Below are 16288 nucleotides of genomic sequence, written 5' to 3'. Positions count from 1 at the left end.
AAGAGCTCCTCAAAAGTATTTTCACCCCATTCCGAAACTTCTTCTTCTACCTCCCCTTTATTCCGGATTCTCCTCTACTGTCGAAATAAATCACCTCCTTTCGCCCCTTTTTTACCTGCAGGTAAAAAATAAAATCCGGCAGCTTTTTACAACTACCGGATTTTACTTCTTTTTCATTCTTAAAACGTCTGGCGCAGTTCGTACACCTGGCGAATTTTCTCGTAAAGACACTTTGACTCCTTATAATCAAGTGTCTGCTGTCCATCGCTGAAAGCTTCTTCGGGTTTCTCATGCACTTCCACGATTACTCCATCGGCTCCGGCCATGATACTGGCCAAGGTCATGGACTCCACGTGCTTTCTGATGCCAATGCCATGCGATGGGTCTGCAATAACCGGCAGGTGTGTTTTTTCCTTCAGAATCGGAATAGCATTTAAGTCCAGCGTATTGCGGCTCGCTTTTTCATAGGTACGGATGCCTCTCTCGCAGAGCAGGAGCTTTTCATTTCCTCCGCTGAATACATATTCTGCTGAATACAGCAGTTCGTCTATGGTTCCGCTGATGCCCCGCTTGATCATTACCGGCTTATCCACCTTCCCCAGCTCATCGAGCAGATTGAAGTTCTGGGTGTTTCTGGCTCCTACCTGGAAAATGTCGACATAGGGGTACATCTCTTCAATCTGGGACACCTGCATCACTTCCGTGATAATCTTTATTCCTGCCTCACTGGCCAGCTGGTGCCACAACTGTAAACCTTCAATACCCATTCCTCTGAAGGAATAAGGAGAACTCCGCGGCTTATACACTCCACCCCTCATTATTCTGATGTTGTTTTCCTTCAGATGCTGGATGGTATTTCTAATCTGAGCCTCCCCTTCTATCGAACATGGGCCGGCCATTACGGCAAAATCCTTCGCACTAATGCTGACGCCGTCGCCAAGGTCAATCACGGATGGCTCTACTTTCCATTTTGCCGATACCAACTTGTAATCGTCGGATACAATATGGATATCGGCAATGCCCGGCATGTTCCCGAGCTGGCGGATATCAAAATCCTTCTTGCCTATCCCGATGATGTAACTTCCTTTTTGGGTGTTTACCTCTGTAGTGGAATATTTGAGACTGTTAATTTTGTCGATAATTTGGCCTTTCTGGCCTTCATCGATATTTTTCTGTAACTGTATAATCATGATGGTGGATGGTCTTGAATGTAAATTACTTTGCTGACTGAGTCGCCGGCTGCTTGATAGATTCTACAAAGTTTTTGATATCCTGCTCCGGCTGTTCTAATTTTTCAAGCAGCTTAATGAAAGCACTGCCGATAATTGCCCCTTCTGCATACCGACTGGCCTGCTGGAAGCTTTCACGGTCGCTGATGCCAAAGCCTATCAACTTGGGATTCTTTAGTTTCATCTGCTGAATCCGTTCAAAATAGCCGAGCTGCTCCTGCGATATTCCCTGCTTAGCTCCTGTAACAGAAGCGGAAGATACCATATAAATAAAGCCCTGGCTGTTGGCATCTATCTCCCGGATGCGTGCTTCGCTGGTCTGGGGGGAAATCAGGAAAATGTTGTGCAGCCCATGCTTTTGGAAGAACTCCTTGTAGAAAATCTGATACTCATACATAGGAAGGTCGGGCAGGATAAGGCCATCTATCCCTACAGCTTCGCAGTCCTGACAGAATTGTTCTATCCCGTACTGGACAATAGGGTTGAGGTAACCCATCAGCACCACCGGCACCTGCACTTCTTCCCGAAACCCTTTTAGCTGCTCCATCAGCAGGCGGAGCGTCATTCCGTTTTCAAGTGCTTTTTTATTGCTTTGCTGGATAGTAGGCCCGTCAGCCACAGGGTCAGAAAAAGGAATCCCTATTTCTATCAGGTCGGCTCCTGCTTTCTGTAAACCGCTTAAAATGGTGCGGGTACTATCGGGCTGCGGAAAGCCTGCCGTAAAATATATGTTCAGCACGGGTTCGTTTCGCTGCTGAAAAAACTGGTCTATTCTATTCAATTTTAGTCTTGAGTCTTGAGTCATGAGTCTTGAGCATTTGGTGGCTGATGGCTGGTAGTTTGTAGCTGGTGTCGGAAGAGTGAGGAACTGAAAAAGCATTTCCTTATTTTCACATCTCCACAATTCCAAATTTAGTATCCGCCCCACTTAATGTAGGTCTCCAGGTCTTTATCGCCGCGGCCGCTGAGGTTGACGATGACCACATCGCTTTTCTTTAGCTCCATCTGCTCCAGGGCCGCCAGGGCATGAGCGCTTTCAATTGCAGGAATAATACCCTCCAGTTTGCTTAGGCGAATACCTGCATCCATGGCCTGTGCATCGGTTACAGCCAGAAATCCGGCACGCTTTGAGTCAAAAAGGTGGGCATGCAGCGGGCCTATACCAGGATAATCAAGGCCGGCCGAAATGCTGTAGGGCTCCGTCACCTGTCCGTCTTCGGTTTGCATCAGCAGGGTTTTGCTTCCGTGGAGCACCCCTGGCTTTCCTAAAAAGGTGGTCGCCGCTGACTCTCCGCTATCCACGCCTTTACCGGCTGCTTCCACGGCTATCAGTTTAACAGATGGCTCATCGAGGTAGTGGTAAAATGCTCCGGCGGCATTGGAACCGCCGCCCACGCAGGCCACCACATAGTCAGGGTTTTCCGTTCCTGTCTTTTCCTTCAGCTGAGCACGCATTTCTTTGCTGATAATCGCCTGCAGACGGGCGACCATATCGGGGTAAGGGTGAGGCCCCACCACGCTACCAATTATATAGTGCGTATCGGCCGGATTATTAATCCAGTGGCGCATGGCTTCGTTGGTAGCATCTTTTAACGTTCGGCTGCCGCTCATGGCAGGACGCACCTCGGCTCCAAGCAGCTTCATCCGCTCCACATTGGGCTTCTGCCGCTCCATATCCACCTGCCCCATATATACAATACACTCCAGCCCCATCAGTGCGCAGACTGTTGCCGTGGCCACTCCATGCTGCCCTGCACCTGTTTCCGCAATAATCTTTTGCTTTCCGAGAGCCTTCGCCAGCAATATCTGCCCGACTGTATTATTCACTTTATGAGCTCCGGTATGGCAGAGGTCTTCCCGCTTCAGGTAAATACTGGCCCCAAGGCGCTCCGACAGCCTTTCGGCAAGATAAAGCGGTGTAGGGCGACCAACATAATCGCGGAGCAGCTGGTGGTACTGCTTCTGAAAGTCTTCACTCTCCAGAATGGCGAGATACCGCTCCCGCAGTTCTTCCACATTCGGGTAAAGCATCTCCGGAATAAAGCTTCCGCCAAAACTTCCGTAGTACCCGTGTTCATTTACTCTGTATTCTGACATACTATATAAGTGTGCTTATTTGCTGATTCAATAATTTACTAACCGATTGCCCTGCCTCAAAGCAGCTCAAGCTTTTCCTGAAGGCCCCTGAGCTGTGCAATATTTTTTCTCCCTGCCTCTTCTTCGAAACGGCTGTTGACATCTATGGCCAGCAGAGGAAAGCCGCCCATCTCTCTTAAGCCTTCTACTTCTTCCAGCCCAATACCTCCACTCAGGAAGAAAGGCTTGTGCCGGTCGTACTGCTCCAGCACTCTCCAGTCGAAAGTCCGGCCATGCCCTCCGTAGCCCGAGCCTTTGGTATCGAACAGATAATAGTCGACTACTGCTTCATAGTTCCGAAGCTGGCTGAAATCGAAATTTTCATCCACACCAAAGGCTTTCACAAGGGTATAGCCTCTCCCCTGCAGTTGACGGCATTCTTCAGGACTTTCATCTCCATGGAGCTGTAGTACCTGCAACTGGTAAGCTGACGCCTGCTCCAGAATAAAGTCTGTTTCTGCATTTACAAACACCCCTACCCGCCCGATACCGGAAGGCAAAGTATGCACCACCTCAGGAGAAAGGGTGTCAGCCATATAGCGCTTCGATTTAGGGTAGAAGATAAAGCCCAGATAGTCAGGCTGCAGGGCGGCCACTGCCTGCAGGTTCTCAGGGTACTTCATTCCGCATATTTTCAGCTTTGGCTTTTGCATTTCCTCAGGCTTTCTGCTGGTTTAGCTTTTTCAGTTCTTTTATAAATCGGGAAGCGGCATCTTCGGGGCGGGCATGCTGCATAAAATACTCTCCCATCAGGAAGCCCTGATAGCCGAAGGTTTTGAGTTCTGCAATGGTGGCAGGATTATTAATGCCACTCTCACTTACCGCCACAAAGCCTGATGGTATGTGCGAAGCAAGTGCTTTGGAGGTCTCCACCGTAGTTTCGAAGGTATTGAGGTTTCGGTTATTCACGCCCACCATATCTACCTCAGGGTGAAGGTTCTGCTGCAGCTCTTCCAGATTATGCACCTCCATGAGCACCTCCATATGCAGGCTTTTGGCAAAAGCAGCCAGTGCCTTTAACCGCTGAGGGTCGAGCACGGCCGCAATAAGCAGAATGGTATCGGCCCCGATTGACTTAGCCTCCACAATCTGGTACTCTTCTATAATAAAATCCTTACGAAGAATCGGGCAGAAGTTATATTTGCGTGCGATGGTGAGGTCTTCGTTTTTCCCTCCGAAAAATTCACTATCGGTAAGCACACTCAGGGCAGATGCACCTGCCTGCATATAGCCGATGGAAGTTCGCTCCACATTTACATGCGGGTTAATAGCTCCTTTGCTGGGCGATTTACGCTTGATTTCCGCAACAATTCCTGATTTGTCTTCCCTCAGCAGGTACTTCTTCATACTGATAGGCTCGCTTTCAAAGTAGATACTCTGTTCCAGCAGCTTTATCGGGTAGAGGCCAATTCGTTCGGCAACTTCTTTTTTCTTATGGCTGATAATTTTATCGAGAATACTCATGAGTAGTAGTAAGTAATAAGTATAAAGTTTTAAGACTGCATGCTGATGGTGGTACTGCTTTTATGGCCGGTAAGTTTCCGGAAGGTATCGAGGGCTCTGCCGCTTTTCAAACTTTCGCGGGCCTGTTCAATTCCTTCGGCAAACGAAATCCCTTTCCCGCAGGCAAGGGCGGCTCCTGCATTTGCCAGCACGACCGACTCCTGCGCTTCAGTGCCTTCGCCCATCAGTATCTGCAGAAAAACTTTAGCCGATTCCTCTATGCTGTCGCCTCCTTTGATTGATTCCGCTGAAATCGTCTTCAGACCAACATCTTCCGGATGCAGCACATGCTCTCCTTCATTGGTAATCATTTTAAAGGGGCCGGTCAGGCTGATTTCATCATAACCATCCAGTGCATGCAAAATTACGAACTGCTTATTCGTTTGCTGATAGAGATAGGCATATAGGCGGGCCAGCTCTAGGCTGAACACGCCCACCAGCTGCTTATTCGGGAAGGCAGGATTCACCATCGGCCCCAGCATATTGAAAAAGGTTTTTACCCCTAACTGCTGCCGGATGGGAGCTACATTTTTCATGGCCGGATGAAAAAGCGGTGCATGCAAAAAGCAGATATTACTCTCTTCCATCGAATGCTTAATTTCTTCCTTATCATTAGTGAAAGAATAGCCAAAATGTGCCAGCAGGTTAGAGGAGCCACAGACAGAGGACACGCCATTGTTGCCATGCTTGGCTACTGCCTGCCCCGCCCCTGCCACAATAAAGGAGCTAAGTGTACTGATGTTGAAGGTATCTTTTCCATCTCCTCCGGTACCGCAAAGGTCAATAGGGTCGTAAGCCGACAGGTCAAGCGAAATACACTGCTCCAGCATCGCCTCTCTGAATCCCTGCAGCTCCTCCACCGTAATGCTCCGCATCAGGTAAACAGTAAGGAAAGCAGCAATCTGGCTTTGGTTATATTCCCCCTGAGTCAGCTTAATTAAGATTTCCCGTGCCGTTTCGCGGTCGAGGCTTTTATGTTCAATAAGTTGGTTCAGTATATCTTTCATTTCTAATTAGTCTTGAGTCTCCAGAAAATTTTGAATGAGTGAATGATAGAATGAGTGAATAAAGGCCTCTGCTATTCTATCATTCTATTACTCATTCATTCTATCATTTCTTTTCCAGCCAGTTCTGCATAAGTTTTTTGCCGTGCTCGGTGAGGATGCTTTCGGGATGAAACTGTAATCCGCGTACTTTTAATTCCCGGTGGCGGAGAGCCATTACTTCTCCCCTCCTATCGCGGGCGGTTATCTGAAGCCCTGTTTCTGCATTGCAGCTTTCCGGAACTACTGACCAGCTGTGGTAACGCCCCACCTTAAACTCCTGCGGCAAACCTTCAAAAACAGCATCAGATTTTTCCTCCACCAGGCAGGTATCGGCAATGCCATGCAGCACCTCGTCCAGGTTGAATATTTTCGCTCCGAAGGCTTCGGCAATCGCTTGGTGCCCCAGACAGACTCCTAAGATATCTTTCGAAGGGGCATATTTTTGAATGACCTGCGGCATCAGTCCGGCCTCGGAAGGAATGCCGGGTCCGGGAGAAAGCAATATTTTATCAAACTCCCCCACCTCTTCCAGCTTAAACTGATCGTTCCGCCACACTTCCGGCTGATAGCCCAGTTCCCGGATAATGTGTACAAGATTATAAGTAAAGCTGTCGTAATTATCGATTACCAGTAGTTTCATGAATTAATAATTGAATGAAAGAGTGAGTGAATGATAGAATAGAAGACATTAACCGATTTCTAATTCTACCCACTACTGTATTTCTTCTGCCAGCTTCATTGCCTGGCGGAGAGCGGCGAGCTTATTATGTACCTCCTGCAGTTCGCTTTCGATGCTGCTTTTGGCTACCACACCTGCACCTGCCTGGTAGTGAAGCGTGTTTTGGCGACTGAGGAAGGAGCGAATCATGATAGCGTGATTAAACAGTGGCTCCTTTCCGGCTCCGGTAAAGCCCATAAAGCCAATGGCTCCGCCATAAAAGCCGCGCGGCCCCTTTTCATATTCGTTGATTAGCTGCAGGGCACGGTGCTTGGGTGCACCGCTGAGTGTACCAGCAGGAAAGGTATCGGCCACAATCTGGAGCGAATTCTCTTCAGGCGTCAGCAGGCCCTGCACATGCGAAACAAGGTGAATGACGTGCGAGTAATACTGAATTTCCTTGAAAGTCTTCACCTCCACCTGCCGTCCATGCCGGCTCAGGTCATTACGGGCAAGGTCGACCAGCATTACATGCTCCGCATTTTCCTTGGGGTCGTCATACAGCTTTTGGGCGAGTTCCGCATCTTTAGCATCATTTCCGGTGCGGCGAAAAGTGCCTGCAATCGGGAAAATGCTGGCCTCATTTCCTTTTATCACGATTTGTGCCTCCGGCGAAGAGCCGAATATTTTAAAGCTCCCATAATCGAAGTAAAAAAGGTAAGGCGATGGATTGATGCTGCGAAGGGCACGGTACACATTAAATTCGTCGCCGCTGAATCGGTTCTGAAAACGGCGGCTCAGGACCATCTGAAAAACATCGCCCCGCTGGCAATGGTCGACTCCTTTCTGCAGCACTTTCAGAAAATCCTCATCATTAAAATTACTACTCTCCTCCCCTGCCCGCTCAAAGTGGTAACTCGGAAAGTTTTTATTATTAATGGTTGCCAGCAGTTGTTCAATTCCTTCTGAAGACGGCTGCTCTGTTCCATGCTCGAATACATGGAGCTCGTTCCTGAAATGATCGACTGCTATCACAAAACGATAAACATGGTAAAGTATGTGTGGAATCGCCTCTTCACCCTGCTGCAGCTCTACATCCTCAAAAACCTGCACGGCATCGTAGCCCATATAGCCAAACAGGCCATTACTGATGAACTTATCCTGCCCGTCTTCTGCCTGGAAGGAAGAAGAAAAGGCATCAAGGGCAGCTGTTACTTCTCCCTTCTGCTTTATTTCCTGTCTATGTTCAGCCCCGTCGGGGTAATAGGTGTAGAGAAGCTTGCCCTGCAGCCGAAAACCGGCCATCGGCTCACAGCAAATATAGCTGAAGCTGTTTTCGGTACCATGGTAATCGGAGCTCTCGAGCAGTACCGGGTTTCGGTATTTATCGCGCAACTTTAAATAAATGCTCACCGGCGTATGCGTATCGGCCAGCATTTTACGACTGCGGGTGTGGAGCTTAAATATTTTAGTTTTATTCGTGAGCGTTTCCATGTGTATAAAAACAAAAAAGCCCGCTGTGAACAGCGGGCCTCGGATTATTAAATGCTTATAGGGTATATATAGCAAGGCTGTTCACTTCCTGGGTTGGAGAGTGTGCCACCACCATGCGCTATATAGGTTTGTCATCTTCATTGTAGGTGCAAGGTAAATCCGACTTTTTACTTCTCCAAGAAAAGAACCGGATTTCTCAAATTACCCTTTTTAATTTTATTTCTTTTTCGCGGTCTTCTTATTTTCTTCCTGAGCCGGATGAGTCTCTACCTGCTTTTTATGCGGACGTGATTTACCAAAGCTTCCTTTGGCTATTTTACCTTTTTTAGTCTTTTTATCTCCTCTTCCCATGGTATGGTTTCTGATTTTATATTTTACAAACTTTAATCTACCCGACATTTCGGGACGGGCACTCTTGAAACAAACTAATAAAAAGTCTTAGTTGTTAGACGAATACATAAAAACAATTAAAAAAATGGCAAGAGCAAACCCGGAAATAATACTCGCCCTTCGGCGAACGGCAGAAAAACTGTATAGTGGAGCTAATTACCAATGGGGACATATGGGCAGCTGTAACTGCGGACATCTTGCTCAGGAAGTTACCCGCAGAAGCAAAAAAGAAATTCATGCCAGTGCCTTACGGAGTCGCAGCGGGGACTGGAATGAGCAGTTAATTGATTACTGCCCCGGCAGCGGGCTGCCTATGGATGAGGTAATTGCGGAAATACTGGCCGCCGGCTTCGACAGTAAAGATCTTCAGTACCTGGAGCGCTTAAACGACCCGGATATTCTTCAGCTTTTACCCAAAGGGCAGCGCTACCTCCGGCATAATAAGCGGGAAGATGTGGTACTTTACCTCCAATTGTGGGCAAAGGCACTTGAAGATCAGTGGCTGGAAAAACAAAAGTATACGGGAGTTGCTTCCGCCTTAGGAGAAACAAGAGTGCGACAGCAGCTAGAGGCCTACCCTGCTTCATAGTTTTTATTTTAGGCTCCAGTAGCTAAAGGCAACCTTAATTCCACTGTCTTTGCTATCTTGCCAACCACACCTGATTCAATAAGATAATGGCAAAAGCATCACAAAATATCGTTCAGCAATACTTTAAGCGGGTTTTCGATGACTATACCGTACTGGTACAGGTGAACCCCGCTACTTACCAGGGGCTGGAGCTAATTATCCACCCGGGCGGAAAAGTGGAAAAGACCAAGATGCAGTACGATGACGAAATATTCGAAGACCTGGCAGCCGATGAATTTGAGCCGGCCAGTGCACTGGAATTTAACCTGCACCTGAAAGGCTTAACAGGAAAAGAGTAGGTTTTAGTTGTTGGCTGCTGGTTGTTCATTGAGGTTCACTCAATGCCAGAGTGGCACCTTTTCAAATAAAAACGTTTGAACTCTCCTATTGTCTTTAATTTTTCACCTGGTGGCTTTATAGCCAAAAAAGGCAACTATTTCCGGCGCCTTCTAACAACGAACAACTACCAACGAACAACTTTTTTTCTTACACTCTTGCACAGCTAAAAAACCTACCCTATCTTTGCATTGGCAAATCGGCACGACCAGCTCCTGTCGAACTCCCCCAGGGCCGGAAGGCAGCAAGGGTAGATGGTTGAGCGGTGCGATGTTCGGTTTGCCTTTTTTATTTCCCCTCCTTTTTATTCATCCCTGCTTCTTCCTGATTTTTACCCCTGAACGCCCTTCAGGCAACCGTCGTTTTATCAATAATTTTCTTAGCTTTGTAAGCAAACTTTACAAGCCCAATACTCATGAAATTTTTTATTGACACAGCAAATCTCGACGAAATTCGCGAAGCTTACGACCTTGGCGTACTCGATGGTGTAACTACCAACCCATCCCTGATGGCCAAAGAAGGAATTCGTGGCGAAGAAAATGTTCGCGCTCATTACAAAGCTATCTGCGATATTGTGGATGATAATGTAAGCGCCGAAGTAATTGCCACCACCTATAACGAAATTATTAAAGAAGGCGAGGCCCTTGCGAAAATCGATGATAAAATCGTGGTAAAGGTGCCCATGATTAAAGAGGGTGTAAAAGCGATTAAATACTTCAGCAACCAGGGCATTCGCACCAACTGTACATTGGTATTTTCTGCAGGTCAGGCCATTTTAGCCGCCAAAGCAGGCGCTGCTTATGTGTCTCCTTTCATTGGTCGCCTCGACGATATCTCTACCGATGGCTTAGCCCTTATCGAGCAGCTCGTTCAGATTTACCAGAACTACGAGTTCGAAACTGAAATACTGGCTGCCTCTGTTCGTCATACCATGCACCTGGTGCAATGTGCCGAAATTGGCGCCGATGTAGCTACCTGTCCGCTGAGTGTGATTACCGGTCTACTTAAGCACCCTTTGACAGATAGCGGACTGGAGAAATTCCTGGCCGACCACAAAAAATCAAACAGCTAAAACAGCTTTATGGCAGGCCTGCTACCTGACAGGCCTGCCTCCTTTTTATCCTGAAAGTCCCCTCTTCATGCCTACCATGTACATTATTAAGGTAAAAGGAAAAGCCAAAATTCCTGATTATATTCAGCTGCGCGACGATAACTTCGTCCTGATTGCCTATTTCCGGGCAGATCGCCCTCTTACCAAACTGGAAAAATATGGTTTGGAAGGTAAAGAAGAGGCACTTGAGCAATTGATTAACTCCCTTCCGTTCGGCAAACTACAAAAACTGGATATTTAAGCTATGTCATTCTCCGATGCCCCTATTGTAAACTTAAAAGATGTCTGCATTTTTCAGGAGCAGAATGCCATCTTAAATGATGTCAACTTCAGTATTTCAAAAGGAGAGTTTGTGTACCTGATTGGACGTACGGGTAGCGGTAAATCATCCTTACTAAAAACCATATATGCCGACCTGCCACTGCGCCTCGGGCATATGGAGGTGGCCGGCTTCAACATTGAGAAAATAAAAAGGAAAAAAGTGCCTTTCCTCCGCCGGAAGCTGGGCATTATTTTCCAGGACTTCCAGCTTTTCTACGACCGGACAGTATCGGAGAATCTCTACTTTGTTATGAAAGCCACCGGCTGGCGTGACAAAAGCAAAATGAAAAACCGGTTGGCAGAGGTACTGATGCGGGTAGGATTAGGTTCTATCGGCAACAAAATGCCCCACCAGCTTTCGGGTGGTGAGCAACAGCGTATTGTCATTGCCCGCTCCCTTATCAACGAACCTTTAATGCTGGTGGCAGATGAACCTACGGGTAACCTCGACCCGGAAGTTTCGGAAGGGATATACCGACTTTTTGAGGAAATTAATAATAGCGGCACCACCATTTTAATGGCTACGCACAACCACCGCATGATTAAGGAGCACCCGGGCAGGGTACTGAAATGTGAAAAAGGCAAAGTACTCGACTCTGCCATTGACGTATTCGACTACCGGACGGAGTATTAATTTTTTAACTCTCAAAAGAAAGCCATTATTAATCCTGCCGCTCAAGTGAATAACTGTCGTAAAGGTCATTGCTGTACCTGCGGGTAAGTGTAAGATGGGTTCCCTCAACGAAAATCTCAAACTTCCCTCCTAATATGTAAGTCCAGTCAAACTCGGCAGTCCAGGGACAGGCATTACTGAACTCTATTTCATTCCCTGAAATTTCAAAAGTACCTCTGCAAATAGCAGGGTATTTCTCTATACTACTGCTCCCTTCAAATTTATTGCCATTAAATTCTAAAGTTACTTCGGAAGGGAGGTAATCAACACTAGGACCAATCCTGAAGAAATAACCTGTATAGGTGCCGCTGACTATTTTAAATTCAGGCTCCTCCTTTTCGCAGGAGACCATACAAATAATAAACAGCAGCAAGGCTGGGAGGTAAGCAAGTTTCTTCATGGAACAGAATATTATGGTACTCTTTACAGACACAACATCATCTAAAAAGGTTGGGGGATGATAATGCTGCTAAGAAAAATTGGAGAAAAGATTTAAAAGAGGGGCTTTATGCTATTGCCACACAGCGCTTATAAAAAATGAGTGAATTAATAATACGGTTTATTCTTTTATTCACTCATTTCCTCACCGGCTCCAGTCCTTTCGCTTTAGCCGTTTCGAGCATAAACCGCCATGCTTCTTCCCGGTTATTCCGGATTTTTCCCTCCAGAATCGCCTCCTTTATTTCTTCCTTAATTTCCCCTACTTCTCGGGAAGGCTTCAGACCGAAAGCTTCCATAATTTCCTCTCCTGAAACCGGAGGCTGGAAATTCCGGACATGGTCTTTCTCTTCCACCTCCTGAATCTTCCGCTCTACCTTATCGAAGTTTCGTAGGTAGCGCTGCACTTTATTGTCGTTTTTAGAGGTAATGTCGGCGCGGCAGAGCTTCATGAGCGCATCGAGGTCATCGCCGGTATCGAAAAGGAGCCGGCGAAGGGCCGAATCGGTAACCGTATCTTTTACCAGGGCGATAGGCCGGAGGTGCAGGCGCACCAGCTTTTGCACGAACTTCATTTTATGGTCCATGGGCAGCTTAAGGCGACGAAAGATGTGTGGCACCATACGGGCCCCTTTATCTTCATGGCCATGGAAAGTCCAGCCGACTTTTTTGTCGAAGCGCTTTGTGGGAGGCTTGGCAATATCGTGCAGAATAGCCGCCCAACGCAGCCAGAGATCGTCCGACACCTCCGCCACATTATCGAGCACCTGGAGGGTGTGGTAAAAATTATCTTTATGCGAAAGCCCGTTTTGGGTTTCCACCCCATGGAGTGCGACCATTTCAGGAAAGAACTGATGCAGGAGTTGCGCATGGAACAGTAGCTTAAAGCCGTAAGAAGGTTTAGGCGTCAGGATAATCTTGTTCAGCTCGTCGATAATCCGCTCTTCCGATACAATCTTTAGCCTTTCGGCCTGTTCGCTGAGTGCGTCAAAAGTATCTGGCGCTATATCGAAGTTCAATTGTGCGGCAAAGCGAACGGCACGCATCATGCGCAGCGGATCATCTGAAAAGGTTATTTTAGGGTCGAGCGGTGTGCGAATGATTTTTCGCTTCAGGTCCTTTACACCACCAAAAGGGTCCAGCAGTTCACCATAGGTCGTTTTGTTCAGGCTTACAGCAAGGGCATTGATGGTAAAATCGCGCCGGTTCTGGTCATCTTCCAGTGTGCCATTTTCCACTACTGGTTTGCGGCTGTTACGGTCGTACGACTCCTTGCGAGCTCCGACAAACTCCACCTCCCACTCGCCAATGGTGAGCATGGCAGTGCCGAAGTTTTTGAATACTGTTACTTTTCCTTCCTTACCTACTTTTCTGGCTACCGCTTCGGCCAGCTCAATACCGCTGCCAATGCAAACCACGTCAATATCTTTCGAGGGCCGACCTAAAATAAAATCCCGGACAAAGCCGCCAATTACGTAAGCTTTGAGTCCTAACTCCTCTGCTGCAGAATGTATCTCCCCAAAAAAAGGGTGCCGGTTAAGCAGTTCTTTAAAATCCATGCAAAAATCAGATTCCTTATCTCTTCAAAAACTTAATTTCTCCATTCGGGCCCAGCTCCATTACCCGCGCTGCACTTATGCCGCTTCCAGATTGAGGTGGCAGGGCAAGCGCTTCGGCAATGACTGATTTAAAGTTTTCGACCTGTGCCGGGTCTACCGGAACACATAAAATGCCATGGTGTAATTTCACCAGTATATCATGCAGCGGGTTCTGCAATACCAGCATCAGCCTTATCCGGCCTTCCGGCAAAACCTGAGCAGGCACTCCTTTTCCTTGTTTATAAATAACATGCAGCGGCTTTTCGGCATATTCAATAATATCCCAGGCCAGCTCAGGAATTTGCACTACATAATCGAACAACTGCGGACTTTCTCCAATTGCCACAAAAGCTTCAGAATGCGCCTCCGCCCCGCTCAACTCGATTAGCTGGTTTACGGCCTCCTTTTTACGGGTACTGGCAGCAAGGTAGCTTCCGCTGGCATCATGAATAAAAATAAGTTGTCCGTTTTTGAGGGCCGACAGTACGGCAGGTGCATTGCTCATATAAAATATTGGCTGGTATTTTCCGCAAATATAGGCAACTATACCTTGGGGTGGCAGACAAATTTCTGATTTCGTGAGATTTTGGCTGATGGCCCGGCAGAAGGAAGTGTTTCTTCTTCCGCAGAAGCCAGGAGGCTTAATGTATGAAACAGCTATACCGCCATAGCTGAATAATTCCGCCCTTCCGGAAGAGGTTAAATCTGACCTGGGGTTGACCGTACAAAAACCCTTTTTTATAGGAAGAAATTCTTCCATTGTCATTCCCGAAGGGAATCTTTTTTAAAGGATCACCTTAAAGTACGGCAAAAGTTAAAAAAGAACAGAGGCCAATTTACCCACATGCAATTTTTCAGTTACTTTCAACCCTCAGATACCCTACGGGTATGACAACAGGGAACAGTAATGCCAATTGCATCGTGCCTCTAAAATCAAGCAGTACCTGATGGTATCTTTAATCTAATTAGGAGAACAAAGCAATAATTTTTCGGCCACCCTGCTTTCGTTACTGCAGTGAAATTGCAATAAAAATTGGTAAGTCAACCTGGGATCTTAACTTACACCCCTTTCTTATGAAGCTCTTCTATAAGCTTTTGCTTGTTCAGGCTTTCATAATTAGGGATTTTAAGCATTTCGGCACGGCGGTGGAGCTCGCCTATGGGCATGTGCTCCATATTCATTCTTCCGTCACCTGTTTTCTTATCGGGTATATCGCCCCCCGCTTTCTGGTTGTATTTTAAATCTGCCATGGTTCTTTCTTTTCTATACTCAACCAACTGTATACCTGATTGTTAAGCATGAAGAAAAATTAATCAGCCACCAACATTCAACACAACAGGTGTTATGGCTCAGGCAATTGCCATTCCTTTTTCCTCCTGCGCCTGTATGGTATATAAAGGCGTTTCTTCAAAGCGGGATGCCACCACTACTTCAGTCCCGTCGGCATGTTGGCTAAACAGGCTGTGCACCAGTTCGGGGCAGTTGTTGTCTTTAGATAAGTGTGAAAGAAAAACATGACTGAGAAAGGGTGCCCGGCAGGAAAGAAACAGGTGCAGGGCCTGCTGGTTAGACAGGTGGCCTTTTCCTCCCCTAATGCGCTGCTTTAAGAAATAAGGATAACGACCATTGGACAGCATTTCCTCATCGTAATTCGCTTCCAGGAAAATAGCGTGACAGAGGCCGAAATGCTGAATGACATGCTCACAGGGAGCGCCTATATCTGTAAAAACGCCAACCGTTAATTCTCCGGAGCTCACTATAAAGCTGTGCGGGTCGGAGGCATCGTGGTACTTCGGAAAAGCCGTGATGCTGAAGTCGCCTATCGTTACCGGCTCATAAGCCTGAAATGGCTGATAATTCTCATAGGTGGTGCTGAGTTTTGCACCCTTCAGGGTCCAGGGAGTGATGTACACCGGCAGTTTCCATTTTTTGCAGATGCCTGCAATGCCACGGATATGGTCGGAATGCTCATGCGATACAAAAATGGCCTTTACCTTTTCCATGGAAAGGCCCAGGCGCTTCATCCGCTTTTCAGTTTCACGGCAGGAAATGCCTGCATCTATGAGGATGGCTTCATCTTCATTACCAATATAATAGCAATTGCCATTGCTGCCGGAATTAAGGGATGTAACGAATAACTGCATCAAACTGGAGGGGGAATCTTATAAGGCACTCTTTACAAGCGCCTCTTACTCAATGTATTTCGATTTATGTAAAGGTAGTACAACAGCTTTAACTTCAATAAGTAACGGATTAAAATTCTCTCGTTTTCTTAAAGCAGGGGCAAAACAGAAGATGCTCCCACTTAAAAGGAGCATCTTCTGTTTAGGTATTCTTTCTTTAGAACGTAGGGCAGGGAATGAATTTCTCCTTGCGCTTCACTTTGCGCGACTGCAGCAGGTTAAACTGGTACATTAAGGTTATTTCGTGGGCACCACCTGAGGAGGGACCCATGGAGGAAATAGGGAAGTCGAAGCTGTAACCTACATCAAACTGGTCGAATCGAAGGCCGAAGAGGAAGGAAACTGCATCCTGCCGGGCATAGCCATAGTTATCCCGGATGAGGGGCAAGCCTCTGTACCAGAAACCCGCCATAATGGGGTTGTAATGAAAGTGGAAGCCTAAATCGAGCTGCTGAAACTGTCCCTGCTTTTTGTAAATAAAAGAGGGTGCAATACTTGAAATCCGGTCACGCTCCTGCGGGCCATTGTAGAGCGGAATACGTA

At 47.0% G+C, this 16288-nt stretch carries 20 protein-coding genes and 1 other RNA gene; 6 read left to right on the top strand and 15 right to left on the bottom strand.

Going from position 1 to position 16288, the window contains the following annotated elements; genetic code table 11:
* Nucleotides 1-179 precede the first annotated feature (179 nt).
* The 9 genes from aroF to F752_RS24755 all read right to left on the bottom strand — a co-directional run bounded on the left by aroF (nucleotide 180) and on the right by F752_RS24755 (nucleotide 8465).
* A complete protein-coding gene (gene aroF / locus F752_RS0120655; protein WP_017733655.1) occupies nucleotides 180-1190 on the bottom strand; it encodes a 3-deoxy-7-phosphoheptulonate synthase in 1011 nt (336 codons plus the stop codon).
* Between the two features lie 25 nt (nucleotides 1191-1215).
* Nucleotides 1216-2010, bottom strand: a complete 795-nt coding sequence (trpA, locus tag F752_RS0120650) for a tryptophan synthase subunit alpha (RefSeq protein ID WP_017733654.1) — start codon at nucleotides 2008-2010, stop codon at nucleotides 1216-1218.
* Between the two features lie 131 nt (nucleotides 2011-2141).
* Nucleotides 2142-3326: a tryptophan synthase subunit beta gene (gene trpB, locus F752_RS0120645; protein ID WP_017733653.1), complete on the bottom strand. Its 1185-nt coding sequence runs from the start codon at nucleotides 3324-3326 to the stop codon at nucleotides 2142-2144.
* A gap of 56 nt (nucleotides 3327-3382) precedes the next feature.
* Complete coding sequence (locus tag F752_RS0120640; protein WP_017733652.1) at nucleotides 3383-4018, bottom strand: phosphoribosylanthranilate isomerase; 636 nt, start codon at nucleotides 4016-4018, stop codon at nucleotides 3383-3385.
* A 4-nt stretch (nucleotides 4019-4022) separates the two neighbouring features.
* Nucleotides 4023-4829 (bottom strand): indole-3-glycerol phosphate synthase TrpC, encoded by an 807-nt coding sequence (trpC, locus tag F752_RS0120635; protein ID WP_017733651.1) that lies wholly within the window; start codon nucleotides 4827-4829, stop codon nucleotides 4023-4025.
* Nucleotides 4830-4858: 29 nt separating this feature from the next.
* Entirely contained in the window at nucleotides 4859-5875 is a 1017-nt protein-coding gene (gene trpD / locus F752_RS0120630) for an anthranilate phosphoribosyltransferase (RefSeq protein WP_017733650.1), read from the bottom strand.
* A 103-nt stretch (nucleotides 5876-5978) separates the two neighbouring features.
* Complete coding sequence (locus F752_RS0120625; protein ID WP_017733649.1) at nucleotides 5979-6554, bottom strand: anthranilate synthase component II; 576 nt, start codon at nucleotides 6552-6554, stop codon at nucleotides 5979-5981.
* Between the two features lie 72 nt (nucleotides 6555-6626).
* Nucleotides 6627-8066, bottom strand: a complete 1440-nt coding sequence (locus tag F752_RS0120620) for an anthranilate synthase component I family protein (RefSeq protein ID WP_026135887.1) — start codon at nucleotides 8064-8066, stop codon at nucleotides 6627-6629.
* A 216-nt stretch (nucleotides 8067-8282) separates the two neighbouring features.
* Nucleotides 8283-8465, bottom strand: a complete 183-nt coding sequence (locus tag F752_RS24755; RefSeq protein ID WP_017733647.1) for a 30S ribosomal protein THX — start codon at nucleotides 8463-8465, stop codon at nucleotides 8283-8285.
* A gap of 76 nt (nucleotides 8466-8541) precedes the next feature.
* Between F752_RS24755 and F752_RS0120610 the strand changes: the two genes are divergently transcribed.
* The 6 genes from F752_RS0120610 to F752_RS0120585 all read left to right on the top strand — a co-directional run bounded on the left by F752_RS0120610 (nucleotide 8542) and on the right by F752_RS0120585 (nucleotide 11486).
* On the top strand, nucleotides 8542-9045 hold the full coding sequence (locus F752_RS0120610; protein WP_040664978.1) for a hypothetical protein: 504 nt from the start codon (nucleotides 8542-8544) through the stop codon (nucleotides 9043-9045).
* 86 nt (nucleotides 9046-9131) lie between these two features.
* Complete coding sequence (locus F752_RS0120605) at nucleotides 9132-9383, top strand: hypothetical protein (protein WP_017733645.1); 252 nt, start codon at nucleotides 9132-9134, stop codon at nucleotides 9381-9383.
* Nucleotides 9384-9611: 228 nt separating this feature from the next.
* Nucleotides 9612-9709: signal recognition particle sRNA small type (gene ffs, locus F752_RS25900), an RNA gene on the top strand.
* 126 nt (nucleotides 9710-9835) lie between these two features.
* The gene (fsa, locus tag F752_RS0120595; protein WP_017733643.1) at nucleotides 9836-10492 is read left to right on the top strand and encodes a fructose-6-phosphate aldolase; all 657 of its coding nucleotides are present in this window, start codon (nucleotides 9836-9838) and stop codon (nucleotides 10490-10492) included.
* Between the two features lie 76 nt (nucleotides 10493-10568).
* Entirely contained in the window at nucleotides 10569-10772 is a 204-nt protein-coding gene (locus tag F752_RS0120590; protein WP_026135886.1) for a hypothetical protein, read from the top strand.
* A 3-nt stretch (nucleotides 10773-10775) separates the two neighbouring features.
* Nucleotides 10776-11486: a cell division ATP-binding protein FtsE gene (locus tag F752_RS0120585; protein WP_017733641.1), complete on the top strand. Its 711-nt coding sequence runs from the start codon at nucleotides 10776-10778 to the stop codon at nucleotides 11484-11486.
* A 28-nt stretch (nucleotides 11487-11514) separates the two neighbouring features.
* Here the strand turns inward: F752_RS0120585 and F752_RS24750 are convergent, their stop codons facing one another.
* The 6 genes from F752_RS24750 to F752_RS0120555 all read right to left on the bottom strand — a co-directional run.
* Nucleotides 11515-11925: a hypothetical protein gene (locus F752_RS24750; RefSeq protein WP_017733640.1), complete on the bottom strand. Its 411-nt coding sequence runs from the start codon at nucleotides 11923-11925 to the stop codon at nucleotides 11515-11517.
* A 175-nt stretch (nucleotides 11926-12100) separates the two neighbouring features.
* On the bottom strand, nucleotides 12101-13522 hold the full coding sequence (locus F752_RS0120575; protein WP_017733639.1) for a CCA tRNA nucleotidyltransferase: 1422 nt from the start codon (nucleotides 13520-13522) through the stop codon (nucleotides 12101-12103).
* 16 nt (nucleotides 13523-13538) lie between these two features.
* Nucleotides 13539-14066 (bottom strand): Sua5/YciO/YrdC/YwlC family protein, encoded by a 528-nt coding sequence (locus F752_RS0120570; protein WP_152425239.1) that lies wholly within the window; start codon nucleotides 14064-14066, stop codon nucleotides 13539-13541.
* 554 nt (nucleotides 14067-14620) lie between these two features.
* On the bottom strand, nucleotides 14621-14812 hold the full coding sequence (locus tag F752_RS0120565) for a Rho termination factor N-terminal domain-containing protein (RefSeq protein WP_017733637.1): 192 nt from the start codon (nucleotides 14810-14812) through the stop codon (nucleotides 14621-14623).
* Nucleotides 14813-14911: 99 nt separating this feature from the next.
* Nucleotides 14912-15706 carry an MBL fold metallo-hydrolase gene (locus tag F752_RS0120560; RefSeq protein ID WP_017733636.1) on the bottom strand — a complete coding sequence of 265 codons (795 nt, stop codon included), beginning with the start codon at nucleotides 15704-15706 and terminating at the stop codon, nucleotides 14912-14914.
* Nucleotides 15707-15902: 196 nt separating this feature from the next.
* Nucleotides 15903-16288: type IX secretion system membrane protein PorP/SprF (locus tag F752_RS0120555; protein ID WP_017733635.1), on the bottom strand; the 386-nt coding region annotated here is incomplete at its 5' end.

Origin of the sequence: Nafulsella turpanensis ZLM-10 (assembly GCF_000346615.1) — a bacterium.
Taxonomy (GTDB): Bacteria; Bacteroidota; Bacteroidia; order Cytophagales; family Cyclobacteriaceae; genus Nafulsella; species Nafulsella turpanensis.
This window is presented reverse-complemented; position numbering and strand designations above follow the sequence as displayed.

Bases quoted from the DNA above. Each gene is read 5' to 3' on its own strand.
- F752_RS0120625 (WP_017733649.1), bottom strand. From the start codon at position 6,554: ATGAAACTACTGGTAATCGATAATTACGACAGCTTTACTTATAATCTT.
- aroF (WP_017733655.1), bottom strand. From the start codon at position 1,190: ATGATTATACAGTTACAGAAAAATATCGATGAAGGCCAGAAAGGCCAA.
- trpB (WP_017733653.1), bottom strand. From the start codon at position 3,326: ATGTCAGAATACAGAGTAAATGAACACGGGTACTACGGAAGTTTTGGC.
- trpD (WP_017733650.1), bottom strand. From the start codon at position 5,875: ATGAAAGATATACTGAACCAACTTATTGAACATAAAAGCCTCGACCGC.
- F752_RS0120640 (WP_017733652.1), bottom strand. From the start codon at position 4,018: ATGCAAAAGCCAAAGCTGAAAATATGCGGAATGAAGTACCCTGAGAAC.
- F752_RS0120575 (WP_017733639.1), bottom strand. From the start codon at position 13,522: ATGGATTTTAAAGAACTGCTTAACCGGCACCCTTTTTTTGGGGAGATA.
- F752_RS0120620 (WP_026135887.1), bottom strand. From the start codon at position 8,066: ATGGAAACGCTCACGAATAAAACTAAAATATTTAAGCTCCACACCCGC.
- F752_RS0120605 (WP_017733645.1), top strand. From the start codon at position 9,132: ATGGCAAAAGCATCACAAAATATCGTTCAGCAATACTTTAAGCGGGTT.
- F752_RS0120585 (WP_017733641.1), top strand. From the start codon at position 10,776: ATGTCATTCTCCGATGCCCCTATTGTAAACTTAAAAGATGTCTGCATT.
- F752_RS0120570 (WP_152425239.1), bottom strand. From the start codon at position 14,066: ATGAGCAATGCACCTGCCGTACTGTCGGCCCTCAAAAACGGACAACTT.
- F752_RS0120610 (WP_040664978.1), top strand. From the start codon at position 8,542: ATGGCAAGAGCAAACCCGGAAATAATACTCGCCCTTCGGCGAACGGCA.
- F752_RS24750 (WP_017733640.1), bottom strand. From the start codon at position 11,925: ATGAAGAAACTTGCTTACCTCCCAGCCTTGCTGCTGTTTATTATTTGT.
- fsa (WP_017733643.1), top strand. From the start codon at position 9,836: ATGAAATTTTTTATTGACACAGCAAATCTCGACGAAATTCGCGAAGCT.
- F752_RS0120565 (WP_017733637.1), bottom strand. From the start codon at position 14,812: ATGGCAGATTTAAAATACAACCAGAAAGCGGGGGGCGATATACCCGAT.
- trpC (WP_017733651.1), bottom strand. From the start codon at position 4,829: ATGAGTATTCTCGATAAAATTATCAGCCATAAGAAAAAAGAAGTTGCC.
- F752_RS24755 (WP_017733647.1), bottom strand. From the start codon at position 8,465: ATGTCGGGTAGATTAAAGTTTGTAAAATATAAAATCAGAAACCATACC.
- F752_RS0120560 (WP_017733636.1), bottom strand. From the start codon at position 15,706: ATGCAGTTATTCGTTACATCCCTTAATTCCGGCAGCAATGGCAATTGC.
- F752_RS0120590 (WP_026135886.1), top strand. From the start codon at position 10,569: ATGTACATTATTAAGGTAAAAGGAAAAGCCAAAATTCCTGATTATATT.